At 68.6% G+C, this 23,920-nt stretch carries 31 protein-coding genes; 18 read left to right on the top strand and 13 right to left on the bottom strand.

Annotated features, from left to right (window positions below; all coding sequences use genetic code 11):
- The 5 genes from rpsC to ACE3T5_RS15165 form a co-directional block, all read left to right on the top strand.
- A partial coding sequence (gene rpsC / locus ACE3T5_RS15185; RefSeq protein ID WP_374668910.1) for a 30S ribosomal protein S3 occupies window positions 1-659 on the top strand: 659 nt, incomplete at its 5' end.
- 23 nt (window positions 660-682) lie between these two features.
- Window positions 683-1,099: a 50S ribosomal protein L16 gene (gene rplP, locus ACE3T5_RS15180; RefSeq protein ID WP_187079898.1), complete on the top strand. Its 417-nt coding sequence runs from the start codon at window positions 683-685 to the stop codon at window positions 1,097-1,099.
- A 15-nt stretch (window positions 1,100-1,114) separates the two neighbouring features.
- Window positions 1,115-1,315 carry a 50S ribosomal protein L29 gene (gene rpmC / locus ACE3T5_RS15175; RefSeq protein ID WP_374668909.1) on the top strand — a complete coding sequence of 67 codons (201 nt, stop codon included), beginning with the start codon at window positions 1,115-1,117 and terminating at the stop codon, window positions 1,313-1,315.
- A gap of 11 nt (window positions 1,316-1,326) precedes the next feature.
- Window positions 1,327-1,596 carry a 30S ribosomal protein S17 gene (rpsQ, locus tag ACE3T5_RS15170; RefSeq protein ID WP_374668908.1) on the top strand — a complete coding sequence of 90 codons (270 nt, stop codon included), beginning with the start codon at window positions 1,327-1,329 and terminating at the stop codon, window positions 1,594-1,596.
- 90 nt (window positions 1,597-1,686) lie between these two features.
- Window positions 1,687-2,193: a peroxiredoxin gene (locus tag ACE3T5_RS15165; protein WP_374668907.1), complete on the top strand. Its 507-nt coding sequence runs from the start codon at window positions 1,687-1,689 to the stop codon at window positions 2,191-2,193.
- A gap of 43 nt (window positions 2,194-2,236) precedes the next feature.
- On the opposite strand, the gene ACE3T5_RS15160 is transcribed toward ACE3T5_RS15165, so the two are convergent.
- Complete coding sequence (locus ACE3T5_RS15160; RefSeq protein ID WP_374668912.1) at window positions 2,237-2,680, bottom strand: GNAT family N-acetyltransferase; 444 nt, start codon at window positions 2,678-2,680, stop codon at window positions 2,237-2,239.
- A 134-nt stretch (window positions 2,681-2,814) separates the two neighbouring features.
- Entirely contained in the window at window positions 2,815-3,480 is a 666-nt protein-coding gene (locus tag ACE3T5_RS15155) for a cytochrome b/b6 domain-containing protein (RefSeq protein ID WP_374668906.1), read from the bottom strand.
- A 162-nt stretch (window positions 3,481-3,642) separates the two neighbouring features.
- On the opposite strand from ACE3T5_RS15155, the gene ACE3T5_RS15150 reads away from it, so the two are divergent.
- Complete coding sequence (locus ACE3T5_RS15150; RefSeq protein ID WP_374668905.1) at window positions 3,643-4,098, top strand: cytochrome c; 456 nt, start codon at window positions 3,643-3,645, stop codon at window positions 4,096-4,098.
- Between the two features lie 60 nt (window positions 4,099-4,158).
- On the opposite strand, the gene ACE3T5_RS15145 is transcribed toward ACE3T5_RS15150, so the two are convergent.
- The 5 genes from ACE3T5_RS15145 to ACE3T5_RS15125 all read right to left on the bottom strand — a co-directional run bounded on the left by ACE3T5_RS15145 (window position 4,159) and on the right by ACE3T5_RS15125 (window position 9,779).
- The gene (locus tag ACE3T5_RS15145; RefSeq protein ID WP_374668904.1) at window positions 4,159-4,662 is read right to left on the bottom strand and encodes a TlpA family protein disulfide reductase; all 504 of its coding nucleotides are present in this window, start codon (window positions 4,660-4,662) and stop codon (window positions 4,159-4,161) included.
- 86 nt (window positions 4,663-4,748) lie between these two features.
- Window positions 4,749-5,846: a hypothetical protein gene (locus ACE3T5_RS15140; protein ID WP_374668903.1), complete on the bottom strand. Its 1,098-nt coding sequence runs from the start codon at window positions 5,844-5,846 to the stop codon at window positions 4,749-4,751.
- 79 nt (window positions 5,847-5,925) lie between these two features.
- A complete protein-coding gene (locus ACE3T5_RS15135) occupies window positions 5,926-6,669 on the bottom strand; it encodes an alpha/beta fold hydrolase (protein WP_374668902.1) in 744 nt (247 codons plus the stop codon).
- Window positions 6,669-7,904, bottom strand: coding sequence for a CaiB/BaiF CoA transferase family protein (locus tag ACE3T5_RS15130; protein ID WP_374668901.1), 1,236 nt, complete (start codon window positions 7,902-7,904; stop codon window positions 6,669-6,671). Before ACE3T5_RS15130 ends, ACE3T5_RS15135 begins: the two co-directional genes overlap by 1 nt.
- A gap of 39 nt (window positions 7,905-7,943) precedes the next feature.
- Window positions 7,944-9,779 carry an alpha/beta hydrolase family protein gene (locus tag ACE3T5_RS15125; RefSeq protein WP_374668900.1) on the bottom strand — a complete coding sequence of 612 codons (1,836 nt, stop codon included), beginning with the start codon at window positions 9,777-9,779 and terminating at the stop codon, window positions 7,944-7,946.
- A 155-nt stretch (window positions 9,780-9,934) separates the two neighbouring features.
- Here ACE3T5_RS15125 and ACE3T5_RS15120 point away from each other — a divergent pair, with 155 nt between their 5' ends.
- From ACE3T5_RS15120 to ptsP, 4 genes are read left to right on the top strand one after another with little or no spacing between them, the layout of a single operon-like run.
- Window positions 9,935-11,155 (top strand): MFS transporter, encoded by a 1,221-nt coding sequence (locus ACE3T5_RS15120; RefSeq protein WP_374668899.1) that lies wholly within the window; start codon window positions 9,935-9,937, stop codon window positions 11,153-11,155.
- Complete coding sequence (locus ACE3T5_RS15115; RefSeq protein ID WP_374668898.1) at window positions 11,152-11,607, top strand: PTS sugar transporter subunit IIA; 456 nt, start codon at window positions 11,152-11,154, stop codon at window positions 11,605-11,607. Before ACE3T5_RS15120 ends, ACE3T5_RS15115 begins: the two co-directional genes overlap by 4 nt.
- Window positions 11,576-11,845, top strand: coding sequence for an HPr family phosphocarrier protein (locus ACE3T5_RS15110; protein ID WP_374668896.1), 270 nt, complete (start codon window positions 11,576-11,578; stop codon window positions 11,843-11,845). The genes ACE3T5_RS15115 and ACE3T5_RS15110 overlap by 32 nt, the downstream gene beginning before the upstream one ends.
- Before the next feature lie 22 nt (window positions 11,846-11,867).
- Window positions 11,868-13,646, top strand: coding sequence for a phosphoenolpyruvate--protein phosphotransferase (gene ptsP, locus ACE3T5_RS15105; protein WP_374668895.1), 1,779 nt, complete (start codon window positions 11,868-11,870; stop codon window positions 13,644-13,646).
- 15 nt (window positions 13,647-13,661) lie between these two features.
- Here ptsP and ACE3T5_RS15100 read toward each other — a convergent pair whose 3' ends face one another.
- The 6 genes from ACE3T5_RS15100 to ACE3T5_RS15075 all read right to left on the bottom strand — a co-directional run bounded on the left by ACE3T5_RS15100 (window position 13,662) and on the right by ACE3T5_RS15075 (window position 18,387).
- On the bottom strand, window positions 13,662-14,480 hold the full coding sequence (locus ACE3T5_RS15100; protein ID WP_374668894.1) for a DMT family transporter: 819 nt from the start codon (window positions 14,478-14,480) through the stop codon (window positions 13,662-13,664).
- Between the two features lie 91 nt (window positions 14,481-14,571).
- A complete protein-coding gene (locus tag ACE3T5_RS15095) occupies window positions 14,572-15,501 on the bottom strand; it encodes a hypothetical protein (protein WP_374668893.1) in 930 nt (309 codons plus the stop codon).
- An 11-nt stretch (window positions 15,502-15,512) separates the two neighbouring features.
- Window positions 15,513-16,505, bottom strand: coding sequence for a lipoyl synthase (gene lipA, locus ACE3T5_RS15090; RefSeq protein ID WP_374668892.1), 993 nt, complete (start codon window positions 16,503-16,505; stop codon window positions 15,513-15,515).
- A 9-nt stretch (window positions 16,506-16,514) separates the two neighbouring features.
- Window positions 16,515-17,186 (bottom strand): lipoyl(octanoyl) transferase LipB, encoded by a 672-nt coding sequence (lipB, locus tag ACE3T5_RS15085; RefSeq protein ID WP_374668891.1) that lies wholly within the window; start codon window positions 17,184-17,186, stop codon window positions 16,515-16,517.
- 8 nt (window positions 17,187-17,194) lie between these two features.
- Entirely contained in the window at window positions 17,195-17,497 is a 303-nt protein-coding gene (locus ACE3T5_RS15080; protein WP_374668890.1) for a YbeD family protein, read from the bottom strand.
- Between the two features lie 5 nt (window positions 17,498-17,502).
- Window positions 17,503-18,387 carry a D-amino acid aminotransferase gene (locus tag ACE3T5_RS15075; protein WP_374668889.1) on the bottom strand — a complete coding sequence of 295 codons (885 nt, stop codon included), beginning with the start codon at window positions 18,385-18,387 and terminating at the stop codon, window positions 17,503-17,505.
- A 147-nt stretch (window positions 18,388-18,534) separates the two neighbouring features.
- On the opposite strand from ACE3T5_RS15075, the gene ACE3T5_RS15070 reads away from it, so the two are divergent.
- The 8 genes from ACE3T5_RS15070 to ACE3T5_RS15035 form a co-directional block, all read left to right on the top strand.
- Window positions 18,535-19,017 carry an ATP synthase subunit I gene (locus tag ACE3T5_RS15070; RefSeq protein WP_374668888.1) on the top strand — a complete coding sequence of 161 codons (483 nt, stop codon included), beginning with the start codon at window positions 18,535-18,537 and terminating at the stop codon, window positions 19,015-19,017.
- Window position 19,018: 1 nt separating this feature from the next.
- Window positions 19,019-19,867, top strand: a complete 849-nt coding sequence (gene atpB, locus ACE3T5_RS15065) for a F0F1 ATP synthase subunit A (RefSeq protein ID WP_374668887.1) — start codon at window positions 19,019-19,021, stop codon at window positions 19,865-19,867.
- Window positions 19,868-19,932: 65 nt separating this feature from the next.
- Window positions 19,933-20,208, top strand: a complete 276-nt coding sequence (gene atpE / locus ACE3T5_RS15060; protein WP_340073179.1) for a F0F1 ATP synthase subunit C — start codon at window positions 19,933-19,935, stop codon at window positions 20,206-20,208.
- A 74-nt stretch (window positions 20,209-20,282) separates the two neighbouring features.
- On the top strand, window positions 20,283-20,753 hold the full coding sequence (locus ACE3T5_RS15055; protein ID WP_374668886.1) for a F0F1 ATP synthase subunit B: 471 nt from the start codon (window positions 20,283-20,285) through the stop codon (window positions 20,751-20,753).
- Between the two features lie 10 nt (window positions 20,754-20,763).
- Entirely contained in the window at window positions 20,764-21,294 is a 531-nt protein-coding gene (locus tag ACE3T5_RS15050) for a F0F1 ATP synthase subunit delta (RefSeq protein WP_374668885.1), read from the top strand.
- A 38-nt stretch (window positions 21,295-21,332) separates the two neighbouring features.
- Entirely contained in the window at window positions 21,333-22,886 is a 1,554-nt protein-coding gene (atpA, locus tag ACE3T5_RS15045; protein ID WP_374668884.1) for a F0F1 ATP synthase subunit alpha, read from the top strand.
- A 31-nt stretch (window positions 22,887-22,917) separates the two neighbouring features.
- The gene (gene atpG / locus ACE3T5_RS15040; protein ID WP_374668883.1) at window positions 22,918-23,796 is read left to right on the top strand and encodes a F0F1 ATP synthase subunit gamma; all 879 of its coding nucleotides are present in this window, start codon (window positions 22,918-22,920) and stop codon (window positions 23,794-23,796) included.
- Window positions 23,797-23,812: 16 nt separating this feature from the next.
- On the top strand, window positions 23,813-23,920 hold a 108-nt coding region (locus ACE3T5_RS15035; protein WP_374668911.1), incomplete at its 3' end, for a hypothetical protein.

Raw genomic sequence — 23,920 nt, 5'->3', positions numbered from 1 at the left:
ACATCGAGAACCTGAAGAAGGAACTCGCCACCCGCCTGGGCGTGCCGGTCGCGGTCAACATCGAGGAAGTGCGCAAGCCCGAAGTCGATGCCCAGCTGATCGCCGACAGCATCACCCAGCAGCTGGAGAAGCGCATCATGTTCCGCCGCGCCATGAAGCGCGCCATGCAGAACGCGATGCGCCTGGGCGCCCAGGGCATCAAGATCATGTCCGCCGGCCGTCTGAACGGCATCGAGATCGCCCGCACCGAGTGGTACCGCGAAGGTCGCGTGCCGCTGCACACGCTGCGTGCCGACATCGACTACGGCTTCTCCGAAGCCAAGACGACGTACGGCGTGATCGGCGTGAAGGTGTGGGTCTACAAGGGTGACACCCTGGGCCGTACCGACGCGCCCTCGCTCGACTCCACGCCCCGCCCCGAAGGCGAGGAACGTCGCGGCCCGCGTGGCCCGCGTCGCGATGGCGACCGCCGTGGCGGCCCCGGCGGTGATCGCCGTGGCGGCGCCGGCCGTGGCCCGCGCGGCGGCGTGGCCGCCGGTGCCGGCAACGTTGCGCCGGTCGACGGCAGCGACAAGCCCGCAGAAGCCAACCCAGGCGCTGAAGCGCCGAAATCGACCGTTAAGCGCGTGGCCCGTCCCGCGCCGGCCAGCAAGAGCTGAGCTGACGGTCAAGGAGAGTTCATATGCTGCAACCCGCACGCCGCAAGTTCCGCAAGGAACAGAAGGGCCGCAACACCGGTATCGCCACCCGGGGCAACTCGGTGGCCTTCGGTGATTTCGGTCTCAAGTCCACCGACCGCGGCCGCCTGACGGCCCGCCAGATCGAGGCCGCGCGTCGCGCGATCTCCCGCCACGTCAAGCGTGGTGGCCGCATCTGGATCCGTGTGTTCCCCGACAAGCCGATCTCGCAGAAGCCGGCCGAAGTCCGCATGGGCAACGGCAAGGGCAACCCCGAGTACTACGTCGCCGAGATCCAGCCCGGCAAGGTGCTGTACGAGATCGTGGGCGTCCCCGAGGAACTGGCCCGCGAGGCCTTCAAGCTCGCCGCCGCCAAGCTGCCGCTGCGCACCACGTTCGTGGCGCGCCAGATCGGCGCCTGATCAGGAGAAGATGACATGACGAATGCCAAGACGCTCCGTGAGAAGGACATCGCCGGCCTGGAAGCCGAGGTCAAGAGCCTGCAGAAGGCCCACTTCGGCCTGCGCATGCAGAAGGCCACGCAACAGCTCAACAACACCGCCACGCTGCGCAGCACGCGCCGTGACATCGCGCGCGCCAAGACCATCCTGGCCCAGAAGCGCGCCGCCGCCAAGTAAGGAGTGACGACATGACGGAAGCAAAGACCTCCCTGAAGCGCACCCTGATCGGCAAGGTGGTGAGCGACAAGCGCGCCAAGACGGTCACCGTGCTGGTCGAGCGCCGCGTGAAGCACGCGCTCTACGGCAAGATCGTGGTGAAGTCGAGCAAGTACCACGCCCACGACGAGAAGGGCGAGTACCACACCGGCGATGTGATCGAGATCCAGGAAAGCAAGCCGATCTCCCGCACCAAGAACTGGGTGGTGACCCGCCTGGTCGAGAAGGCGGCGGAAGTCTGACCGCCGCGGGGGCAATCGCCTCCGCGCTGCAAGACACCGTGAAACGGCCCACAATGTGGGCCGTTTTTCATTTCACGGAAGAGAACGCACATGATCAAGGTCGGAGACACCCTGCCCGAAGTGACCCTGCAGGAATACTCGGAGGTCGAGGGCAATGGCTGCAGCATCGGGCCCAACCCGGTGAAGGTGGGCGACGCGGTCAAGGGCAAGACCATCGCCCTGTTCGGCCTGCCCGGGGCCTACACGCCCACGTGCTCGGCCAAGCACGTGCCCGGCTACGTGGAACAGGCCGAGGCCCTGAAGGCGGCCGGCGTGGACGAGATCTGGTGCGTGAGCGTGAATGACGCCTTCGTGATGGGCGCCTGGGCGCGCGACCAGAAGACCGGCGGCAAGGTCCGCATGCTGGCCGACGGCAGCGCCGATTTCGCCAAGGCCACTGGCCTGACCCTGGACCTGACGGCCCGCGGCATGGGCCTGCGCAGCACGCGCTACTCGATGCTGGTGAAGGACGGCAAGGTCGCCACGCTGAACATCGAGGGCCCGGGCAAGTTCGAGGTCAGCGACGCCGCCACCCTGCTGGCGCAGGCCAAGGGCTGATCGCACGGGCTGCCCGGGCCGCGGCTCAGCGGGCCGGGCAGGGCTACCCGAGGTCGACCTTGAGGTAGTGCGCCCCGGCGATCGGGTTGTGATAGTACGGCGGGATCTCGGCGAAGCCGAGGTCTTCGTACAGCGCGCGCGCCGCCTCCATGTCGTCGAGCGTGTCGAGCAGCACGCACGCGTAGCCCGCCTGGCGCGCGGCGTCGAGCACCGCCTCGGCCAGGCGTCGCCCCAGCCCGAAGCCACGGAAGGCCTTGCGCACGTACAGGCGTTTCATCTCGGCCGCATTCGGGTAATCGGCCGTGTCCAGGGGGCGCAGCGCGCAGCAGCCGGCCAGGGCGCCGTCCACGTGCGCCAGCAGCAAGGCCCCGCGTGGCTCGGCATACTCGCCTGGTAGGCCAGCCAGTTCGTCGTCGAACTGCTGGAAGCAGAGGTCCACGCCCAGCCCCTGGGCGTACTCCCTGAAGATGGTCCGCACCTGCGCCAGGTCGGCAGGGTCGGCGGGCACGCTCAGGACGATCTGCGGGGATGCGGTGGGTTCCAAGGCCGGGCGGATGGGGTCAGCACGCCCGGCCAGTTTAGCGCGCCACGCTGCTCAGCCATGACCCGCCGCCACGCGGGTCAACCGCCGAGTCGTGCCACCGCCACCGCCACGCCCGCGCAGGCCGCCAGCACCACCGCGGCAATTGTTCGCGCCGTGCCGTCGTCGCGCGAGGACGGCGCGGGCTCGGGCCACTCCTTGTCGCCGGTGACCATGGGGCGCACCAGGTTCTCACGCTTCTTCCAGAGGTAGAACAGCACCGCGGCCACGTGCACGACCACGAGGGCGATGATCAGCCACTGGCCGATCTGCTTGTGATACGAAGTGGCCGCCAGTCCCAGGCTGGACGAGACGAAACGGTTCAGCGGCCCGGTGAACGAGATCTCGTCGTCGCTCACGAGGCCGGTGCCGACCTGCGCGATCAGCACCGCGAGCATGGCGAGCACCGACAGCGCGCCGAGCGGGTTGTGGCCGATGCGATGCGCCAGCGGGCCGGTGCCCTTGAGGTACGCGATCACGCTGCCCGGGCCGCGCACGAAGCGCGTGAAGCGGCTCCAGTGGCCGCCGGCGAAACCCCACACCAGGCGGAACAGCAGCAGGGCCAGCACGGCGTAGCCCAGCCGGGCGTGCCACGTGATGGCGCCGCCACCGATCTTGCCGGTGACAACGAGGCCCACGACGCACAGCACCAGCAGCCAGTGGAACAGGCGGGTCGGCAGGTCCCAGACCCGGATGGTGTGTGTCATGAATTGGCCCTCGATGTTGGTTGGTCTTGTCCGGCGTCACGATGCGCTGTCACTCAGCCTTAGTAGATTCCCGCATCGGGGAGTTCCGGTTCGAACTTTCTGACGAACCCCTACTCTGCCGTATTGGTAACCGCCCCACAACCCACCCAGGAGAAGAACCGGATGAAATCCATCGCCCGCATTGCCACCGTCGCCGCCGCCTTCGCGCTCGCCGGCACCGCTTCGGCCCAGAGCTTCCAGAAGCCGGAAGACGCCATCAAGTACCGCAAGGCGTCGTTCACTGTGCTGGCCGCCCATTTCGGCGTGCTGGGTGCCATGGCCAATGGTCGCGCGCCCTATGACGCCGCTGCCGCTGCCCGCAGCGGCGACGTGGTGGCTGCCGCTGCCTCGCTGCCCTGGGCCGGTTTCACGGCGGGCTCGGACAAGGGCGACACGCGCGCCAAGGCCGAAGTCTGGAGCGAAGCGGGCAAGTTCAAGGCCGCGGGCGACAAGATGCAGGCCGAGATGATGAAGCTGGCCGCGGCGGCCAAGTCGGGCAACCTCGACAACCTGAAGGCCGCCTTCGGCCCCACGGCGGGCACCTGCAAGGCCTGCCACGACGATTTTCGCCGCGATTGATGTTCCACCGTGCCGGTCTCCCGGCCTGCCCAGGCAGGCCGGGGCCGGTGCGCGGCCGCTTCAGCTCTCTGCCAGCAGCTTCTCGATCAGCTGGTGCAGTTCCGCGAAGTCGGGCTCGCCGACGTAGCGCTTCACGATCTCGCCCTTCTTGTTGACGATGTAGGACGTGGGCGTGAGCTTCACCTCGCCCCAGGCCTGCGCCACGGCGCCGGTGTTGTCGATGGCCACGCCGAAGGGCAGCTTGCGGGTGTTCGCGAAATTCACCACATACGCCGGCGGGTCGTAGCTCATGGCCACCGCCAGGTGGTCGTACCCCCGCGCGCGGTACTTGTCGTAGGTGGCAATCATCTTCGGCATCTCGGCCACGCAGGTGGTGCAGCTCGTGGCCCAGAAATTCACCAGCGTGACCTTGCCGCGCAGGTCGTCGGTGGTCTTCTTCGAGCCGTCCAGCAGGACGAAGGTGGAGGCCGGCGCCGGCTGGGCGCCACTCATCCAGGCCAGGCCAGCCACGGCGGCCAGCGCGACAACGGCCGCGCCCAGGGCCAGGCGGACACGCAGAGACATGATCAACTCATCCTTTCGGCCGCCAGTGCGCGACCACTCGGGGATGGATTGTCGCCCGGCCTGGAAGTTCAGGCGCAGGGCGCTGGTCAGAACACCTTGGCGAGCTCCATCGCCATGATCGACGGCAGCTGGTCGCGCAGCGAATCGCGGCTGACGCGGCTCATGCGGTCGCCCATCCAGCTGGACACCTCGACCACGTTCGAGGCCGAGGCGATCTCCACGCAGGGAAAGTTCACGTCGTAGCGCAGCAGGTCCTCGCGCAGCGTGTCGAACTGCTCGTCATGCAGCAGCTCGTCGATCATGATCATGTCGGGCTTGTCCAGCTCGCAGTAGCGGATCGCCTGCTTGCAGGTGGGCGTGACATCCAGCACCAGCCTCATCGCCTCGCAGATGGTGCGCACCTGCATGCGCAGCCGGTCGTCATTGGTGATCAGCAGGATGCGATGGCCGGCCAGCGGTCGCGATTCACCCATGCTGGAGGGGTCGCCGCTGTCCACCTCCACGGCGGTCAGGCCTTCGAGCTGACGCACCGTGCGCGGAAACTCCAGCGTGAAGTGCACCTGGTCGCCGATCGCCTCGCGCTCGACGATCACGCCCATGGCCTGGGCCAGCTGCACCAGCATCACCCATTCCAGCGTGTCCTCCAGCTCGGCGCCGGCACCGCCGGCGCTGACGTGCGAGCGGGCCTTCAACGTCAGCAGGCCGTGCTCGGGCCAGTTCTTGATGGAGAGGTACAGGCTCACCACCTGGCCGCAACGCGCGGCGCAATCCACCGCCACTTCCAGCAGGCTCACCAGAAGCCCAGGGTCGAGGATCACCTCCACCTGCTGCAGGCGATGTTCGATGGTGAGCCCGGCGTCGTAGTAGCGCCAGTCGTTGTCGGCCAGCACCTTCTTCAGCAGGTCGTCGATGGCCACGCGCTCGTGCGATTGGCGCAGGCGACCGCCGGCCAGGCGTGACAGCTGCTGGCTGTAGACCGCGATGCGGTGCACGGCAGCGGTGGCCGTGCGAAGCACGTCGACCTGCGAGCGCGTGATCTGCCGGGTGCGCCGGAAAGCCTGCAGCACCTCGTCCATCGCGCTCGAATAACGCGCAAGCTCGCCCCCGATGATGCCGGGCACCATCAGCGGATCGACCTTGGCTGTCTTGGACGCCGCCGCAGTGGCGCCCGGAGTTTCCTCCATGAGAGTCCTCCGCCACGCCACAGGATGTTGCAGCGTGGATACACATTGTCACAAATAGTAGCTGACGGACACCCTTTGATCAAGCGTCTTCCGCGGCGGCCAGCAGGACTTTCACCAAATTTTCCACGTCGCTGATCATCGGGTCGTGCCCGGTCGCCAACTCCGTCACGCGGGCACCCCCACCGCCCACCCAGGCACCCTCCCAGAAGCGGGGATCCCGTACGCGCTGGCGAATGACATCAATGGTACCCAGTGGCGGGCGCACACAGTCTACAAAGGTTCTCGGAATCGCGGCCACGCGGGCCGGATCAAACTGCAGTGGCGCCTGATAGGTGTGCCCCGGATGCGGGGTCTGCCGCCGCTTGACCCAGGCGTGATCCGCCGCCTGCAGGCCGAACACGGCCGGATCGGGCGGCGGGAAGCTGAAGTCCGCCGAACCCTGGGCCGCTGCCAGCCGCGCCTCCCGGGTGGCGCTGGCATGCGTGCTGCTCCAGCTCTCACCCGGTTTCGGCACCACGGCGTCGACATAGACCAGATGACGCAGCCGCTCGGGCATGCGGTCGGCCACGGCCGTCCCCAGCATGCCGGCGTAGGAGTGCACGGCGAGCACCACGTCCTCCAGTTCCTCGGCCACGAGGGTCTGCATCACGTCCGCGATGTGCGTCTCCAGTGTGATGAGCGGCGACAGCAGGTGGGCCCGGTCGCCCAGGCCGGTGAGCGTGACCGCATGCACGCGATGCCCGCGGCCCGCCAGGGCCGCCACGACGCGCTGCCAGCACCAGGCGCCATGCCAAGCGCCATGCACGAGAACGAAGTGGGCCATCAGATCACCTGCTGCTGTCGAAGGGCCGCCACCCGGTCGGCGTCCCAGCCCAGCACCTCGGCCAGCACGGCCTCGGTGTCCTGCCCCAGCAGCGGCGGCGGCGCCTCCGTGCGCACCGGCGTGGCGCTCAGGCGGATCGGGCTGCCCACCAGGCGAACCGGGCCGGCGAGCGGGTGGTCCCAGGTGTGCACCATGCCGCGAGACTGCACATGCGGATCCGCGAACACCTCGGCGAGGTTGTTGATCGCGCCGCAGGGCACCTTGGCCGCCTCGAGCGCGGCCAGCCAGTCCGGCTTGCTACGCTGCTTCAGCCGCTCGGCCAGCATCGGCACCAGCACCTGCCGGTTGCGCACGCGGTCGGCGTTGCGTGCGAAGCGCGGATCCGTCGCCAGCTCGGGGCAGCCGGCCACCTGGCAGAACTTGCCGAACTGGCCATCGTTGCCCACCGCCAGGATGATGTGGTCGCGCGTGCCGTCGGCCGCCGGCGCGACCTCGAACACCTGGTAGGGCACGATGTTCTGGTGTGCATTGCCTGCGCGCCCCGGCACCTGCCCGCTGACCAGGTAGTTGGCCCCCAGGTTGGCCAGCATCGCCACCTGCGCATCCAGCAGCGCCATGTCGAGATACTGGCCCTCGCCGGTGCGCTCGGCATGGCGCAGCGCCGCGAGGATCCCCACCGTGGCGTACATGCCGGTGAACAGGTCCGCCACGGCCACGCCCACCTTCTGCGGGCCGCCGCCCAGGTCGTCGCGCTCGCCGGTGATGCTCATGAGCCCGCCCATGCCCTGGATCGCGTAGTCGTAGCCGGCCCGCTCGCGGTAGGGGCCGGTCTGGCCGAAGCCGGTGATGCTGCAGTAGACCAGGCGCGGGTTCACCGCCTGCAGCGCGGCGTAGTCCAGGCCGTAGCGGGCCATGTCGCCGACCTTGAAGTTCTCCACGAACACGTCGCAGCGCGCCGCCAGCTCGCGCACCAGCGCCTGCCCCTCGGGATGCGCGATGTCGCAGGTGAGCGAGCGCTTGTTGCGATTGGCGCCGAGGTAGTAGGCCGACTCCGCCGTGTCCGCCCCTGCGCGATCCTTCAGGAACGGCGGGCCCCAGCCGCGGGTGTCGTCGCCGCTGCCAGGGCGTTCGACCTTGATGACTTCGGCGCCCAGGTCGGCCAGGGTCTGGGTGCACCACGGACCCGCCAGCACGCGGGAGAGGTCCAGGACACGGATGCCTTCGAGTGAGTTCATGGCGCGCATTCTGCGCGAGGCGCCGCGCGCGGTCCTGACTCAACGGGGTGAAAGCTCGTCGGAGAGAAACTTCTCAACGCGAAGGTAGAACGCCTTCTCATCCGCCAAATCACGCTCCGGGGTCCATCCACCGGACTGGTCCAGCAGATCCACCGGCCGCCCCATGCGGTGCAGGGCGTCGCGCATACGTGTGCCGTGGCTGAACGGGATCGAACGCCAGCGGTCGTTGTACACCAGCAGAACCGGAGCCTTGATCTCCTCCACTCGGTGAATCGGAGAGGTCGCGCGGAGTCTGGCCGCATCCCTCTCCGGGTCGCCCAGCATGCGCGACAAGGCATGGGTGCGAAACTCCTCGGAGAAGTAGGTCCAGTTGGATGTGTACTCCACCAGGTCCACCATGGCCTGGCGAGCGATGCCGCAACGGAAGGTTTCCGCGTGGCGCGCAAGACCCATCAGCGCCGCGTAACCACCATAGCCCGTGCCCATGACGCAGACGCGCGCCGGGTCTGCGTGGCCCTCGCGGACAGCCCACGCCACGCCATCAGCCAGGTCGTCCTGCATGGCCAGGCCCCACTGCCTGAAGCCCGCCTCGAAGTGACGCAGGCCAAGCCCCTGGACACCACGGTGCTCGGGCTGGAGCACGGCGTAGCCTCGGGACATGAGGAACTGAGTCATGCGGGCCAAGTCTCGTTCGCGGTGACTCGCCCAGGGGCCGTCATCGACGAGAACGACCAGTGGATGCCGCCGATCTGGCCCGGCTGGGACAGAGAGGCGGGCAGGAATCTCCAGGCCATCCCGTGCGGCGTAGCGCACCAACGTGATGCGGCCCGTCGTACCCGCATCGATGGGCTTGCGAGCTTCACCCATGTCGACGAGCTTCTCGGTAGGCGCGTGATACAGGTAGTGGCGCACGGGCAAACCGTCCGAGTGGGCGGTGACCACGCGCCAGCCGGTCTCATCACGCGTCCCGCTCGACATGCTGTTCCTGGTTCCGGACAGCCGCGCGTCAATGCGCTGCTGATGGTGCTGAAAGTCAGGGTCCAGCCAGTGGACCGGCTTCTCGTCGCCTTCGTACTGGACGCCTGCGACCCTGCCGTTGTGTTGGACGAGACGTCCCTGGACGTCGCGGCCATTCACCGAAACGAGGGGACTCGGGTCCAGACGATTAGTGGCGAGATTGAGCACATGCAGGGACGCCAGGTTGCCGTCCTTGCGCCAAAGCACGTACAGCTTTGACGGGTCGGCGACATCCACTTCGACGGGGACGATCCGCTCCGCCGACCAAGGATCGAACTCGCGCAGCACGCGCCACTCCCGGGTTTCAGGGTCCCGGTAGCGCAGCTTTTCCCTCGGCACCTCCCCAGGTTCGCGGGTCAGGACCACAACTGGGTGGTCATTCGCGTCGAGAACCCAGCGGATGGTCTCGCCAGGGGCTTCCAGCAACCGTGACACCCCTGTGCGCGTGTCGATCCGCCACATGTCCGTGCGCTGATAGTTCCCCTTAACGTCATGCTTGGACGTGACTGTGAAGATGTCATCGCCCCGGCGCGGTCGGTTGGCGGCCACGTAGCCGCCACGGACGAAGGACAGCCGCAGATTCCGTCCGTCCGTGTCGATTGCATGCACGGCGTCGATCCAGCGTCCCGCCCCCTTCACGCGGTAGACAACCCGCTTGGTGTTGACCCAGTCGAACCAGGTCACGTCGCCGTCCGAGTAGCCGACCAGCACCCGCGCTGCCCGAGTCTGCATGTCCATGAGCACCAGGCGTTGCCGGTCGTCCTTGCCGCGGACGATCAAGCCCAACTCCCGTCCATCGGGCGACAGCTGCAGTTGCTGCATCGATGGCTCGCCGATGAAGGCCTCCACAGGCGGCATCGCCCATGCCCCTAGCGCGACGCATCCCTGGAGCATGAGCCCCAGGATCCACCGTGCGATCCCCCTTACCCTCCGGTCCATGTTGGCCCTCCATGCCACTGATTCATCGATTCTGACCCACCCGGACCGTCCCGCTGGCCCGGATAATTCCCCGCATGCCCCTGCTTCCCCGTCGCCAGGCGGTGACGGTCTTCCTCGCCTTCGCCTTCGCCTACTTCCTGTCCGCCCTGGTGCGGGCGATCACGGCCACGCTGGCGCCCACCCTCACGCCGGAGTTCCAGCTGCAGGCGCGCGACCTGGGGCTGCTCGCCGGAGGCTACTTCCTCGGCTTCGCCGCCACGCAGCTGCCGCTGGGCACCTGGCTCGACCGGCACGGCCCGCGCAAGGTCATCCTCGGCTTCCTGGCGGTGGCCGTGGCGGGCTGCGGCGCCTTTGCCATGGCGACCAGCTTCAGCGGCCTGCTCGCCGCGCGCATCCTGTGCGGCGTGGGCGTCAGCGCCTGCCTGATGGCGCCCCTCACCGGTTACCGGCGCTGGCTGGCCGCGCCGGCCCAGCTGCGCGCCAACTCCTGGATGCTGATGACCGGCTCGTTCGGCATGCTCGCCTCCACCCTGCCCGTGCAGTGGCTGCTGCCCACGCTGGGTTGGCGGGCCCTGTTCTGGGGCCTCGCCGTGCTGCTCGCGCTGGGGATGCTCGTGATCGCGTGGCGGGTGCCGCCCTGGCAGTCCGACCCGCCCGCCCCCGGCGCGCCGGCCAGCTATGCCGAGGTCTGGCGCCACCCGTACTTCCGCCGCATGGTCCCCATCGGCTTCGTCAGCTACGGCGGGATGATCGCCATCCAGACCCTCTGGGCCGGGCCCTGGATGGTGCGGGTGGCGGGCCTGGATCCCCTGCACGCGGCCGGCGGCCTGTTCCTCATCAACGCCTCCATGCTGGTCACCTTCTGGACCTGGGGGATGATCAGCCCGGCCCTGCAGCGGCGCGGCATCGGCGTGGACCGGCTGATCGCCTGGGGCCTGCCGGTCAGCTACATGGTGCTGGGCGGCATCATCCTCGCCGGTCCGGCCGCGGGCGCGTGGGCGCTGGCGCTCTTCTGCGTCACCACCACCTTCGTGTCGCTGGCCCAGCCGGCCGTGGGCATGGCCTTTCCCTCGTCGCAGGCCGGCCGCGCGCTGTCGGCCTACAACCTCGTCATCTTCCTCGGCGTGTTCGTCATCCAGTGGGGCATCGGCCTGCTGATCGACGGCTTCCGCGCCGCCGGCCTGGCCGAGATCACCGCCTTCCGCGCCGCCTTCGGCGTGTTCATGGTCGCCAGCCTGCTGGCCTATGGCTGGTTCCTGCGGGGTGAACGCGATAATCGCCCCCACAGCTCATGAACGCCATCCTGCTCATCGCCCATGCCCCGCTGGCCAACGCCCTGCGGCAGTGCGCCCTGCATGTCTTCCCCGACTGCGGCCCCCAGGTCATGGCCATCGACGTGCAGCCCAACCTGTCACCCGAGGAGACGCTGGGCGCCGCGCGCATCGCGCTGGATCAGCTCGGCCAGCAGCCGCAGGTGAGCGGCGTGCTCGTGCTCACCGACATCTTCGGTGCCACGCCCAGCAACGTGGCCCAGAAGCTGGTGGACGGCGTGCGCTCGCGCCTCATCACCGGCGTGAACCTGCCCATGCTGCTGCGCAGCGTGAGCTACCGCCACGAGCCGCTCGACGCGCTCGTCTCGCGCGCCGTCATCGGCGGCACGCAGGGCGTGATGCAGGTGGCCATCACCGCGCCCCAGAACCAGCGCAGACGCACCCATGATCCAGCAGACCACGACCATCAGCAATAAGCTGGGCCTCCACGCCCGCGCCTCGGCCAAGCTCACCAAGCTGGCCGGCAGCTTCCCGTGCGAGGTGTGGATGAGCCGGGGCGAACGCCGCGTCAACGCCAAGAGCATCATGGGCGTGATGATGCTGGCCGCCGGCATCGGCACCGAGATCACGCTGGAGACCAGCGGCGAGCGCGAGCAGGAGGCCATGGACGCCCTGCTGGCGCTCATCCACGACAAGTTCGGCGAAGGGGAGTGACGCGCCAGCGCGTCCGCCCGGCATGACCTTCTCCGTCCACGGCATCGCAGTCGCCCGCGGCGTGGCCATCGGCCGCGCGGTGGTGCTTGGCTCGGGTCGCGCGGACGTGGCGCACTACTTCATCGAGCCCGACCAGGTGGCCGCGGAGATCGACCGCGTGCGCGTCGGCCGCAATGCGGTGGTCGACGAGATCCACCGGCTGCAGCAGACGATCACGCAGATGGGCCCGAAGGAGGCGCCGCACGAGCTGTCGGCGCTGCTGGACGTGCACCTGATGCTGCTGCAGGACGAGGAGCTGATCAGCGGCGTGAAGCACTGGATCACCGACCGCCTGTACAACGCCGAATGGGCGCTCACCACCCAGCTCGAGGTGCTGGCGCGCCAGTTCGACGAGATGGAGGACGACTACCTGCGCGAGCGCAAGGCCGACCTGGAGCAGGTGGCCGAACGCATCCTGCGCTACATGAAGGGTGTTGCCTCGCCGGTCGCGCAGCCGCCGGTGCAGCGGCGCCAGGCCCCCATCCGCCAGCAGGACCTGCTGCTGCCCGACGACAGCGTGGACGTGCCGCTGGTGCTGATCGCGCACGATCTGTCGCCGGCCGACATGCTGCAGTTCAAGCAGAGCGTGTTCGCCGGCTTCGTGACGGATGTCGGCGGCAAGACCTCGCACACCGCCATCGTGGCGCGCAGCATGGACATCCCGGCGGTGGTTGGCGCCCGCAGCGCCAGCCACCTGGTGCGCCAGGACGACTGGGTGGTGATCGACGGCGACGCCGGCATCATGATCGTCGACCCGTCGCCGATCATCCTGGCGGAGTACGGCTTCAAGCAGCGCCAGGCCGAGGTGGAGCGCACGCGGCTGAGCCGCCTGCGGCACACGCCGGCCGTCACGCTCGACGGCCAGAAGGTCGAACTGTTGGCGAACATCGAGCTGCCCGAGGATGCCGCCGCGGCCCTGCAGGCCGGCGCGGTGGGGGTGGGCCTGTTCCGCAGCGAGTTCCTGTTCATGGGCCGCCAGGGGCGGCTGCCTGGCGAGGAGGAGCAGTACCAGGCCTACCGGCGCGCGGTGGAGGGCATGGAGGGCCTGCCCGTCACCATCCGCACGGTCGATGTCGGTGCCGACAAGCCCCTGGACGACTCCCGCCACGACGACGCGCATCTGAACCCGGCGCTCGGCCTGCGCGCCATCCGCTGGAGCCTGGCCGAGCCCGAGATGTTCCGCACCCAGCTGCGGGCCATCCTGCGCGCTGCCGCGCATGGCCGCGTCAACCTGCTGGTGCCCATGCTGGCGCACGCCAGCGAGATCCGACAGACCCTGGCCCAGCTCGACTTCGCGCGGGCCGAGCTGGACAACCGCGGCGTCGCCTATGGCGCGGTGGCCGTCGGCGCGATGATCGAGGTGCCGGCGGCGGCCCTGTCCGTGCGCACCTTCCTGCGCCACTTCGACTTTCTCTCCATCGGCACCAACGACCTGATCCAGTACACCCTGGCGATCGACCGCGCCGACGAGTCCGTGGCCCACCTGTACGACCCCTGCCACCCGGCGGTGCTGCGGCTGGTGGCCGACACCATTGCCGAATGCCGTGCGCAGGGCAAGGGCGTCAGTGTCTGCGGCGAGATGGCGGGTGACGTGGCCTTCACGCGCCTGCTGATCGGCCTGGGCCTGCGCAGCTTCTCCATGCACCCGGCGCAGATCCTCTCGGTCAAGCAGGAGGTGCTGCGTGCTGACGCGACGCGGCTCGCGCCGTGGGCGACGGGCGTGGTCGACGCCGAGGATCCGGCCCAGGCCCTCGCGCCCTGAGGGCGCGCGCCGGCCTCAGCCGCGCGTGCCGATGATCGCGGCGCCGATGATCAGCGCCCCCGCGAGCGCGATGCTGGCGGTGAAGGGCCGCCCGCTGGTCAGCACCAGCAGCGTGGTGGAGGCCAGCGGCGTGAGGTAGCTCAGGATGCCGATGTGCCGCGCGTCGCCGGTCTTCAGCGCCTTGTCCCAGAGGAAGAAGGCGGCCCCCAGCGGCCCCAGGCCCATCAGCGCGATCAGGCCCCAGTCGGTGCCCGTCAGCGTGACGGCGGGCTCCAGCAGCGCATGACAGGCCAGCGACAGCAGGCCGGAGGCCAGGCCGAACAGGCCGATGGCCGCGGTGGGGAAGGCCGGCACGCGGCGCGTCCACAGCGAGTAGGTGGCCCAGATCACGGCCGACGCCAGCGCCGGCAGATAGCCCCATGACCACGCGCCCGTCGCGCCGCCGCCCCCCAGGATGGCGATGCCGGCCCCGGCAAAGCCGGCCAGCGCGGCCAGCAGGTGCAGCGGTTTCAGGCGCATGCCGGGCAGCAGCACCGGCGCCAGCACCACGATCAGCAGCGGCCACAGGTAGTTGACCAGATTGGCCTCCACCGGCGGCGCCACGCGCAGCGCGATGAACAGCAGGAAGTGGTAGCCGAACAGGCCATACAGGCCCAGCGCCAGCGTGCGCGGCGGGATCTTCCACTGGCGCGCCAGCGGCCAGGCTGGCACGCTGCCGATCACCAGTGCCAGGCCGGTCAGCAGGAAGGGCGGCACATGCTTGAGCGCCACGCCGAGCGAGGCGAGCGAGGCCCACAGGATGATGGCGCCCAGGGCGTACAGGTTCGGGTGCATGAGGGGGCGATCGGGCCGGAACCGCCGGGCCGCTGTGCGGCAGGGGTGGGATGACACCCGATCAGGGGTGGGACACGAGCCGGATTGTCCCCTACCAGGTCAGCCAGGCCAGCAGCAGAAGCAGGAGGCCGATCGACACCCAGCCCGGCAGCTCGATGCCCGGCCAGCGGTGTTCCGGATCGCCCAGGCTGGAGAGGTGCCCCATCACGCGATGCCAGGTGGTGGCGCCGGCGTTGCCACGCAGCTCGCGCAGCTTCTGGCCATGCGGGCGTGCCTCACGCGGCAAGGCCGCCCGCAGCACGGGCTCCACCTGGTCCAGCAGCGGCCGCAGATCGATGACCGACGGCAGCACGATGGGGTGGTGGCAGCTGCCGCACCGGGTGTCGCGCGTCGGCTCCACCGGCGCGCCGCAGCCCTTGCAGGCCCACGCGATGCGCTCGCCCGCCTCGGCCGGCAGGGCCTCGGCATGGCGCACCAGCAGGGCAGTCATCAGCCGAGGCAGGTCGATCACCACCAGCGGGCTGTCGCAATGGCTGCAGCGTTCGGCGGCGCCTGCCAGGGGCGCGCCGCAGTTCAGGCAGCAGGCGGTGCGGCCCTCGTCATGCAGGGTGCGCAGGTCCCCATGGGCCAGCGGGCGCACCAGGCCGCGCTCGGCCAGCAGCAGGGTGAAGGTCTGCAGGTGACCGTGCTGGCGCGGGCACTCCAGTGCCGCGAAGCGGCCGAAGCGCGTGAGGTTGGCCACCGGCTTCAACGGGGCGCTGCAGCGCGGGCAGCCCAGCGTGGCCGGCAGCGGCCCCACCTCGCCGCCCGGCGCGGACTGCATGCGCCGCAGCAGGCCGACCCAGCCCAGGCCGGAGAGGCGAACCGATTCGAACGCATCGAACCACACCAGGTGGCAGCGCGGGCAGATGTCGGTGGCGATCTGCTGGCCGTAGTGGCCTTCCAGCGTGCAGGCGTCCAGGGCCTGCGCGCAGCGCGGGCACGCCGGTGCCTTCGTGGCCAGCGCAAGGTCGCCGGCCATCGCGCGATGCCTCAGGCCTGCACCGGCACGCCCGCCGCGTGCGCCTGCTGGTCGGCGTGGTAGGAGCTGCGCACCATCGCGCCCACGGCGGCGTGGGTGAAGCCCATCTCCAGCGCCTTCTGCTCGAACATGCGGAACACGTCGGGGTGCACGTAGCGCCGCACCGGCAGGTGCGAGGTGGACGGCGCCAGGTACTGGCCGATGGTGAGCATGTCGATGTCATGCGCGCGCATGTCGCGCATGACCTCCAGGATCTCGTCGTCCGTCTCGCCCAAGCCCACCATCAGCCCGCTCTTGGTGGGGATGTGCGGGAACAGGGCCTTGAACTTCTTCAGCAGGTTCAGGCTGAACTGGTAGTCGGAGCCCGGCCGGGCCTCGCGGTACAGGCGCGGGATGGTCTCCAGGTTGTGGTTCATCACGTCCGGCGGCGCAGCCTTGAGGATCTCCAGCGCGCGGTCGTCGCGGCCGCGGAAGTCGGGCACCAGCACCTCGATGGTGGTCTGCGGCGACAGCGCGCGCGTCTGCCGGATGCATTCCACGAAGTGGCCGGCGCCGCCGTCGCGCAGGTCATCGCGGTCCACGCTGGTGATCACCACGTACTTGAGCTTCAGCGCCGCGATCGTGCGCGCCAGGTTCAGCGGCTCCGCCGTGTCCAGCGGGTCGGGCCGGCCGTGGCCCACGTCGCAGAAGGGGCAGCGCCGGGTGCACTTGTCCCCCATGATCATGAAGGTGGCCGTGCCCTTGCCGAAGCACTCGCCGATGTTGGGGCAGGAGGCTTCCTCGCACACGGTGTGCAGCTTGTGCTCGCGCAGGATCTGCTTGATCTCGTAGAAGCGCGAGGTGGCCGAGCCGGCCTTCACGCGGATCCACTCGGGCTTCTTCAGCACCTCGCCGGCCTCCACCTTGACCGGAATGCGAGACAGCTTCGCGGCCGCCTTCTGCTTGGCGGTGGGATCGTAGGTTTCGGGGGTCTGCGCCTCGCGCACGACGGGGGTGGAGCTCATGGAATCCCTTCAGGGGGCCAGCAGGGCCTGCAGGTGGGCGGCCAGGGCATCGGCCACGGCCTGCGGGCTGGCAACGACCCCGATTGTAGAAAGGTCCACCGTGCGCAGGCCGGAATAGCCGCAGGGGTTGATCCAGGTGAAGGGTGTGAGGTCCATCGCCACGTTCAGCGCCACGCCGTGGTAGGTGCAGTGGCGGCTGACCTTGATGCCCAGCGCGGCGATCTTGCCCAGGCCATGGAAGTCCGGCTCGGCGCCGGCGGGCGCGCGCGGGCGGCGCGCATGGCCCGCCGGGTCATCCAGTTGCACGTAGATGCCGGGGGCACCGGCCACCCGGTGGCCGGTGATGCCGACATCCGACAGGGTGCGGATCACCGCCTCCTCCAGCCGGTAGACATATTCCTTGACGAAGTAGCCGCGGCGCTGCAGGTCCAGCAGCGGGTAGGCCACCACCTGGCCCGGCCCGTGGTAGGTGACCTGGCCGCCGCGGTTGGTGGCCACCACCGGCACGTCGTGCGGCGCCACCAGGTGCTCGGGCTTGCCGGCCAACCCCTGGGTGAAGACAGGCTCGTGCTCGCACAGCCACAGCTCGTCCGCCGTGGCCGGGGTGCGCGCGGCGGTGAAGGCCTGCATCGCCTCGTAGGTCGGCAGGTAGGCCACCCGCCCGAGCGGCACCACGCGCATGGACGGGCTCAGAGCACCACCTTCACCATCGGATGCGAGGTGAGGGCGCGGTACAGGTTGTCCAGCTGCTCACGGCTGGTCGCCGTGACGGTGATGGTGATGCCCAGGTAGTTGCCCGAGCGGCTGTCGCGCAGCTCCACTGTGCTGGCGTCGAAGGCCGGATCGTGCTCGCGGGCGAGGGCCGTGATGGCGGCCACGAAGCCGTCGACCTTCAGGCCCATCACCTTGATCGGGAAGGCCGAGGGGTAGGTGATCAGCGAGTCGCGGCGCGGATCGGCGGGCGGCGGCGGGGGGAAGGCAGAGGCGGACATGGTGTTCAGGCGGACTGCTTGGCCCGCTGGTAGCCGGCGTACAGACGCTCGTAGATGGGGCCTGGCCGGCCGTTTCCAACCGGCTGGCCGTCCAGCCGGGTGACGGGCAGCACCTCCTTGCTGGCGTTGGAGAGCAGCAGTTCGTCGGCGGCGAGCACCTCGTCGCGCGCGATCGGCCGCAGCGCGAACGGGATGCCCGCCTCGGCGCACAGCTGCGCCATCAGGCCGTAGCGGATGCCCTCCAGCACCAGGTTGTCGCGCGGCGGGCCGGCGACGGCGCCGTCCTTCACCACCCACACGTTGGCGGCGGCGCCCTCGCTCAGCCAGCCGTCGCGGAACATCACTGTCTCATTGGCGCCGACGTCGGCGCTGATCTGCCGCGCGAGCACCGAGCCCAGCAGGCTGACGCTCTTGATGTGGGCCTTCTTCCAGCGGAAGTCGTCGGCCGTGACGCAGGCGACGCCCTCGGCGCGGTCGCGCTCGGTGGGCTGTGTCATGCGGTTGGTCATGGCGAATACCGTGGGCTCGATGCCCGCCGGCATGGCGTGGTCGCGCACGGCCACGCCGCGCGTGACCTGCAGGTAGACCTGCTGGTTCAGCGCCGCAACCGGTTGCCCGACGGAATCGGCGTAGGCGGCCACCAGCCGATCGATCACGGCGCGCCAGCCGTCGCGGTCCATCGGGTTGGGAATGCGCACCTCGGCCAGGCTGCGCTCCAGCCGCGCCATGTGCTCGTCGAAGCGGAAGGGCCGCCCGCCGTAGACGGGCACCACCTCGTAGATGCCGTCGCCGAAGAGGAAGCCGCGGTCCAGCACGCTGACGCGGGCCTCGCGCACGGTGGCCAGTTCGCCGTTCAGCCAGCAGGGCAGGGCAGGGATGGAATCGATCATGCCGCGATTGTGCTGCCGGGCGCAAAGCAGTTGTGACCACGCGCCATCAAAAGGAAACCTGACCGGGGGCTGGCGGATCACCCTGGGTTTCTACTTATAATGGGCGGCTTTTCGAAATCTCCAGGATTCCCCGCGGCGGCTCAGTCCATGAAAACAATCGCCCCGCTGCCTGAAGACACGGAGGAAGCACCCCCCATCAAGCCGCTCACCGCCGAAGAGGCACGCGAGCTGCGCGAGCGCCACCCGCCGGTTTCTCCCTGGTGGGTGGTGGCGGGTCAGGCGGGGGTGGGGCTCGTGGCGGCGCTGGTCGCCTGGGGCCTGACCGGAAAGCAGAACGTGGGTTGGTCGGTTGCGTACGGCGCTCTGGCGGTGGTCATCCCCGCCGCGGTGTTCGCGCGTGGCCTGACCGGACGCTTCGCGTCGCTCAACGCAGGAACGGCCACCGTCGGCTTCCTGCTGTGGGAGATGGTGAAGATCGCCCTGTCGATCGCCATGCTGATGGCGGCGCCAGGGTTGGTGGAGGGTCTGAACTGGCCGGCACTGCTGGTGGGTCTGATCCTCGCGATGAAGGTGTACTGGGTGGCGCTGGCATTCGCGCCCAAGGCAAGAGTCAAGAACAGGCTGAACTGATATGGCTTCTCAAGGCGGACCGACCGCAGGCGAATACATCGTCCACCACCTGGGGCACCTCCAGAACCACAAGCCCTCGAACGTGGTGGACTTCACCGTCTTCAACTACGACTCGATGTTCTGGGCCATCAGCCTGGGCATCCTGGGCTGCTGGGTGCTGTGGGCTGCCGCCCGCAAGGCCACCTCGGGCGTGCCGGGCCGCTTCCAGGCGGCGGTGGAAATCCTGGTCGAGATGGTCGACGCCCAGGCCAAGGGCATCGTCCACAGCGCCGAGAGCCGCAAGTTCGTCGCCCCGCTGGCGCTCACCGTGTTCGTCTGGATCTTCCTGATGAACGCGATGGACCTGCTGCCCGTGGACCTGATCCCCGCCATCTGGCACGGCGTCGCGCCGGCCATCGGCGCCAAGGACTACATGCGCGTCGTGCCCACCGCCGACCTCTCGGTGACCATGGGCCTGTCGGTCGCGGTGCTGCTGGTCTGCCTGTACTACAACATCAAGATCAAGGGCATGGGCGGCTGGGTGCACGAGCTGTTCACCGCCCCGTTCGGCTCGCACCCGGTGCTGTGGCCGTTCAACTTCATGATGCAGATCATCGAGTTCGTGGCCAAGACCGTCTCGCACGGCATGCGACTGTTCGGCAACATGTACGCCGGCGAACTGATCTTCATGCTGATCGCCCTGATGGGCGGCGCCTGGTCGCTGTCGGCCACCGGCATCGGCCTGGCCATCGGCCACATCATCGCCGGCTCGGCGTGGGCGATCTTCCACATCCTGATCATCACGCTGCAGGCCTTCGTGTTCATGATGCTGACCCTCGTCTACGTGGGACAGGCACACGATTCGCACTGAGCGCCGCACCGCATTCCCCCTTTCGTTTTTCCCTTTCTCGTCAACCAAGTCCTTAGGAGCTTTTCATGCAAGTCATCAGCTTTGTCGCCCTGGCCGCCGGCCTGATCATCGGTCTGGGTGCCATCGGCGCCTGTATCGGCATCGGCATCATGGGCAGCAAGTACCTCGAGTCCGCCGCCCGCCAGCCCGAACTGATGAATGAACTGCAGACCAAGATGTTCCTGCTGGCCGGCCTGATCGACGCCGCCTTCATCATCGGCACCGGTATTGCCCTGTGGTTCGCCACCGCCAACCCGTTCCTGGGCCAGATTGCCGCGGCCGTCGCCGCCGGCGCCAAGTAATCCACCTGTTCCGCCGTTCCGGCCCCTAACCCAGCCCGTCGTGCGCTTCGCGCCGCGGGAGCAAGGATGAACAAGTGAGCATCACCGGCACCCTCATCATTCAGATGATCGTGTTCCTGATCCTGGTCGGGTTCACGATGAAGTATGTCTGGCCGCCGATTGCCGCCGCCCTGGACGAACGCGCGAAGAAGATCGCCGACGGCCTGGCTGCCGCCGACAAGGCACGCGCCGACCTCGCCGCCGCTGACAAGCGCGTCGAGGAGGAGCTGGCGAAGTCGCGCAACCAGACGGCCCAGCTGCTGGCCGACGCCGAGCGTCGCGCCCAGGCCATCGTGGAAGAGGCCAAGGCCCGTGCCACGGAGGAAGGCGCCAAGATCGTTGCGGCCGCCAAGGCCGAGGCCGATCAGCAGACCGTGAAGGCACGTGAAGCCCTGCGCGAGCAGGTCGCCGCGCTGGCCGTCAAGGGCGCCGAGCAGATCCTGCGCAAGGAAGTGAACGCCGGCGTCCACGCCGAGCTGCTCAACCGCCTGAAGACCGAGCTGTAAGGGGGACACGATGGCCGAACTCGCCACCATCGCCCGCCCGTACGCCGAGGCGCTGTTCAAGGCTTCCGCGAACGACCTCGCCGGCACCGCCGGCTGGCTGGACGCGCTCGCCGCCGTGGCGGGCAATGCCCAGCTGCTGCAGTTCGCGGACAGCCCGAAGGTGAGCGTCGATCAGGTCTTCGGCCTGATCACCGACGTCGCCCGCGTGCAGCTGCCCGAGGCCGGGAAGAATTTCCTGCGCATGGTCGTCGAGAACGGCCGCCTCGCGGCCCTGCCCGAGATTGCGCAGCAGTTCCGGGCCATGAAGAACGCGCAGGGCGGCACGTCTGATGCCGTCGTGCAGAGCGCCTTCCCCATCGACGCCGGCGCGCTGGCGGAGCTGGCCCAGGTGCTTGAAAAGCGTTTCGGGCGCAAGCTCAACCTCTCCGTCCAGGAAGAACCGTCCCTCATCGGCGGCATCCGCGTGGTGGTGGGCGACGAGGTGCTCGACACCTCGGTCAAGGCCCGCCTGGATCAAATGAAAGTCGCGCTGACGGCCTGACGGCCCGTCCCCGCCCCCAAGGACCAAGGAAGCGAGTCATGCAGCTCAATCCCGCTGAAATTTCCGAACTGATCAAGAGCCGGATCGAAGGCCTGGCCGCCAGTGCCGACATCCGCAACCAGGGCACGGTCATCTCCGTGACCGACGGCATCGTCCGCATCCACGGCCTGTCCGATGCGATGGCCGGCGAAATGCTGGAGTTCCCCGCCACCAAGGACGGCACGCCGACCTTCGGCCTGGCCCTGAACCTCGAGCGCGACTCCGTCGGCGCCGTGATTCTGGGCGAGTACGAGCACATCTCCGAGGGCGACACCGTCAAGTGCACGGGCCGCATTCTCGAAGTGCCCGTCGGCCCCGAACTGATCGGCCGCGTGGTCAACGCGCTGGGCCAGCCCATCGACGGCAAGGGCCCGATCAACGCCAAGATGACGGACGTGATCGAGAAGGTCGCCCCCGGCGTGATCGCGCGCAAGTCGGTCGACCAGCCCGTGCAGACCGGCCTGAAGTGCCTGGACTCGATGGTGCCCGTGGGCCGCGGCCAGCGCGAGCTGATCATCGGCGACCGCCAGACCGGCAAGACCGCCGTGGCGATCGACGCGATCATCAACCAGAAGGGTCAGAACATGACCTGCATCTACGTCGCCATCGGCCAGAAGGCGTCGTCGATCAAGAACGTGGTGCGCTCGCTCGAACAGGCCGGCGCGATGGACTACACCATCGTCGTGGCCGCCTCCGCCTCGGAATCCGCCGCCATGCAGTACGTGTCGGCCTACTCCGGCTGCACCATGGGCGAGTACTTCCGCGACCGCGGCCAGGACGCCCTGATCATCTATGACGACCTGTCCAAGCAGGCCGTCGCCTACCGCCAGGTCTCGCTGCTGCTGCGCCGCCCGCCGGGCCGCGAAGCCTACCCCGGCGACGTGTTCTACCTGCACAGCCGTCTGCTGGAGCGCGCCGCCCGCGTGAACGCCGACTACGTCGAGGCCTTCACCAAGGGTGAGGTCAAGGGCAAGACCGGCTCGCTGACCGCGCTGCCCGTGATCGAGACGCAGGCCGGCGACGTGTCCGCCTTCGTGCCGACGAACGTGATCTCCATCACCGACGGCCAGATCTTCCTGGAAACCAACCTGTTCAACGCTGGCATCCGCCCCGCCATCAACGCGGGTATCTCGGTGTCGCGCGTGGGGGGTGCCGCCCAGACCAAGCTGATCAAGTCGCTTTCCGGCGGCATCCGCACCGACCTGGCCCAGTACCGTGAGCTGGCCGCGTTCGCGCAGTTCGCCTCCGACCTCGACGCCGCCACCCGCAAGCAGCTCGACCGCGGTGCCCGCGTGACCGAACTGCTGAAGCAGCCGCAGTACCTGCCGCTGCCCATCAGCCTGATGGCCGCCTCGCTGTTCGCGGTGAACAAGGGCTACCTGGACGACGTGGACGTGAAGAAGGTCCTGGCCTTCGAATCCGGCCTGCACGGCTGGCTGAAGGACAAGCACGCGGGCCTGCTGGCGAAGCTGGAGAAGGACAAGGCGATGGACAAGGACGCCGAGACCGAACTCGTCGCCGCCATCGAGGCCTTCAAGAAGACCTTCGCCTGATCCGAGCCACCCCCCTCTAAGGAAGACGGCAATGGCTGCAGGCAAGGAAATTCGCGGCAAGATCAAGTCGGTGGAGAACACCAAGAAGATCACCAAGGCCATGGAAATGGTGGCCGCGAGCAAGATGCGCAAGGCGCAGGACCGCATGCGCGCGGCCCGGCCCTACAGCGACAAGGTGCGCAACATCGCCGCCAACCTCGGCAAGGCCAACCCCGAGTACACCCACCCCTTCATGAAGGTCAACGACGTGAAGGCGGCGGGTCTCATCGTGGTGTCCACCGACAAGGGGCTGTGCGGCGGTCTCAACACCAACGTGCTGCGCGCGGTGACCAACAAGCTGCGCGAGCTGCAGGCTGCGGGCGTGAACACCCAGACCGTGGCCATCGGCAACAAGGGCCTGGGTTTCCTCAACCGCGTCGGCGCGCAGGTGGTCTCGCACGTCACCCAGCTGGGTGACACCCCCCACCTCGAGCGCCTGATCGGCCCGGTGAAGGTGCTGCTGGACCAGTACGCGGCCGGCAAGCTGAACGCGGTGTACCTCTCGTACACCAAGTTCATCAACACCATGCGCCAGGAGCCCGTGGTCGAGCAGCTGCTGCCCCTGTCGGCCGCCAAGCTCGAAGAGCAGGCCAAGGCGTCCGGCGGCGAGCACGGCTGGGACTACATCTACGAGCCTGACGCGCAGGCCGTGATCGACGAGCTGCTGGTGCGCTACGTGGAAGCGCTGGTGTATCAGGCGGTGGCCGAGAACATGGCCTCCGAGCAGTCCGCGCGCATGGTGGCCATGAAGGCCGCCACCGACAACGCCGGCAACCTGATCAACGAGCTCAAGCTGGTCTACAACAAGACGCGCCAGGCAGCGATCACGAAGGAACTCTCCGAGATCGTTTCCGGCGCCGCCGCGGTTTAAATATTTGGAGCAAACAATGGCTCAAGTTCAAGGAAAAATCGTTCAGTGCATCGGCGCCGTGGTCGACGTCGAGTTCCCGCGTGACGCCATGCCGCGCGTGTACGACGCGCTCAAGATGGACGGC

This window comes from Ramlibacter sp. (genome assembly GCF_041916345.1).
Taxonomy (GTDB): domain Bacteria; phylum Pseudomonadota; class Gammaproteobacteria; order Burkholderiales; family Burkholderiaceae_C; genus Ramlibacter.
Note: the sequence above shows the minus strand (reverse complement) of the source record. Positions and strands in the feature narration are given on the sequence as shown.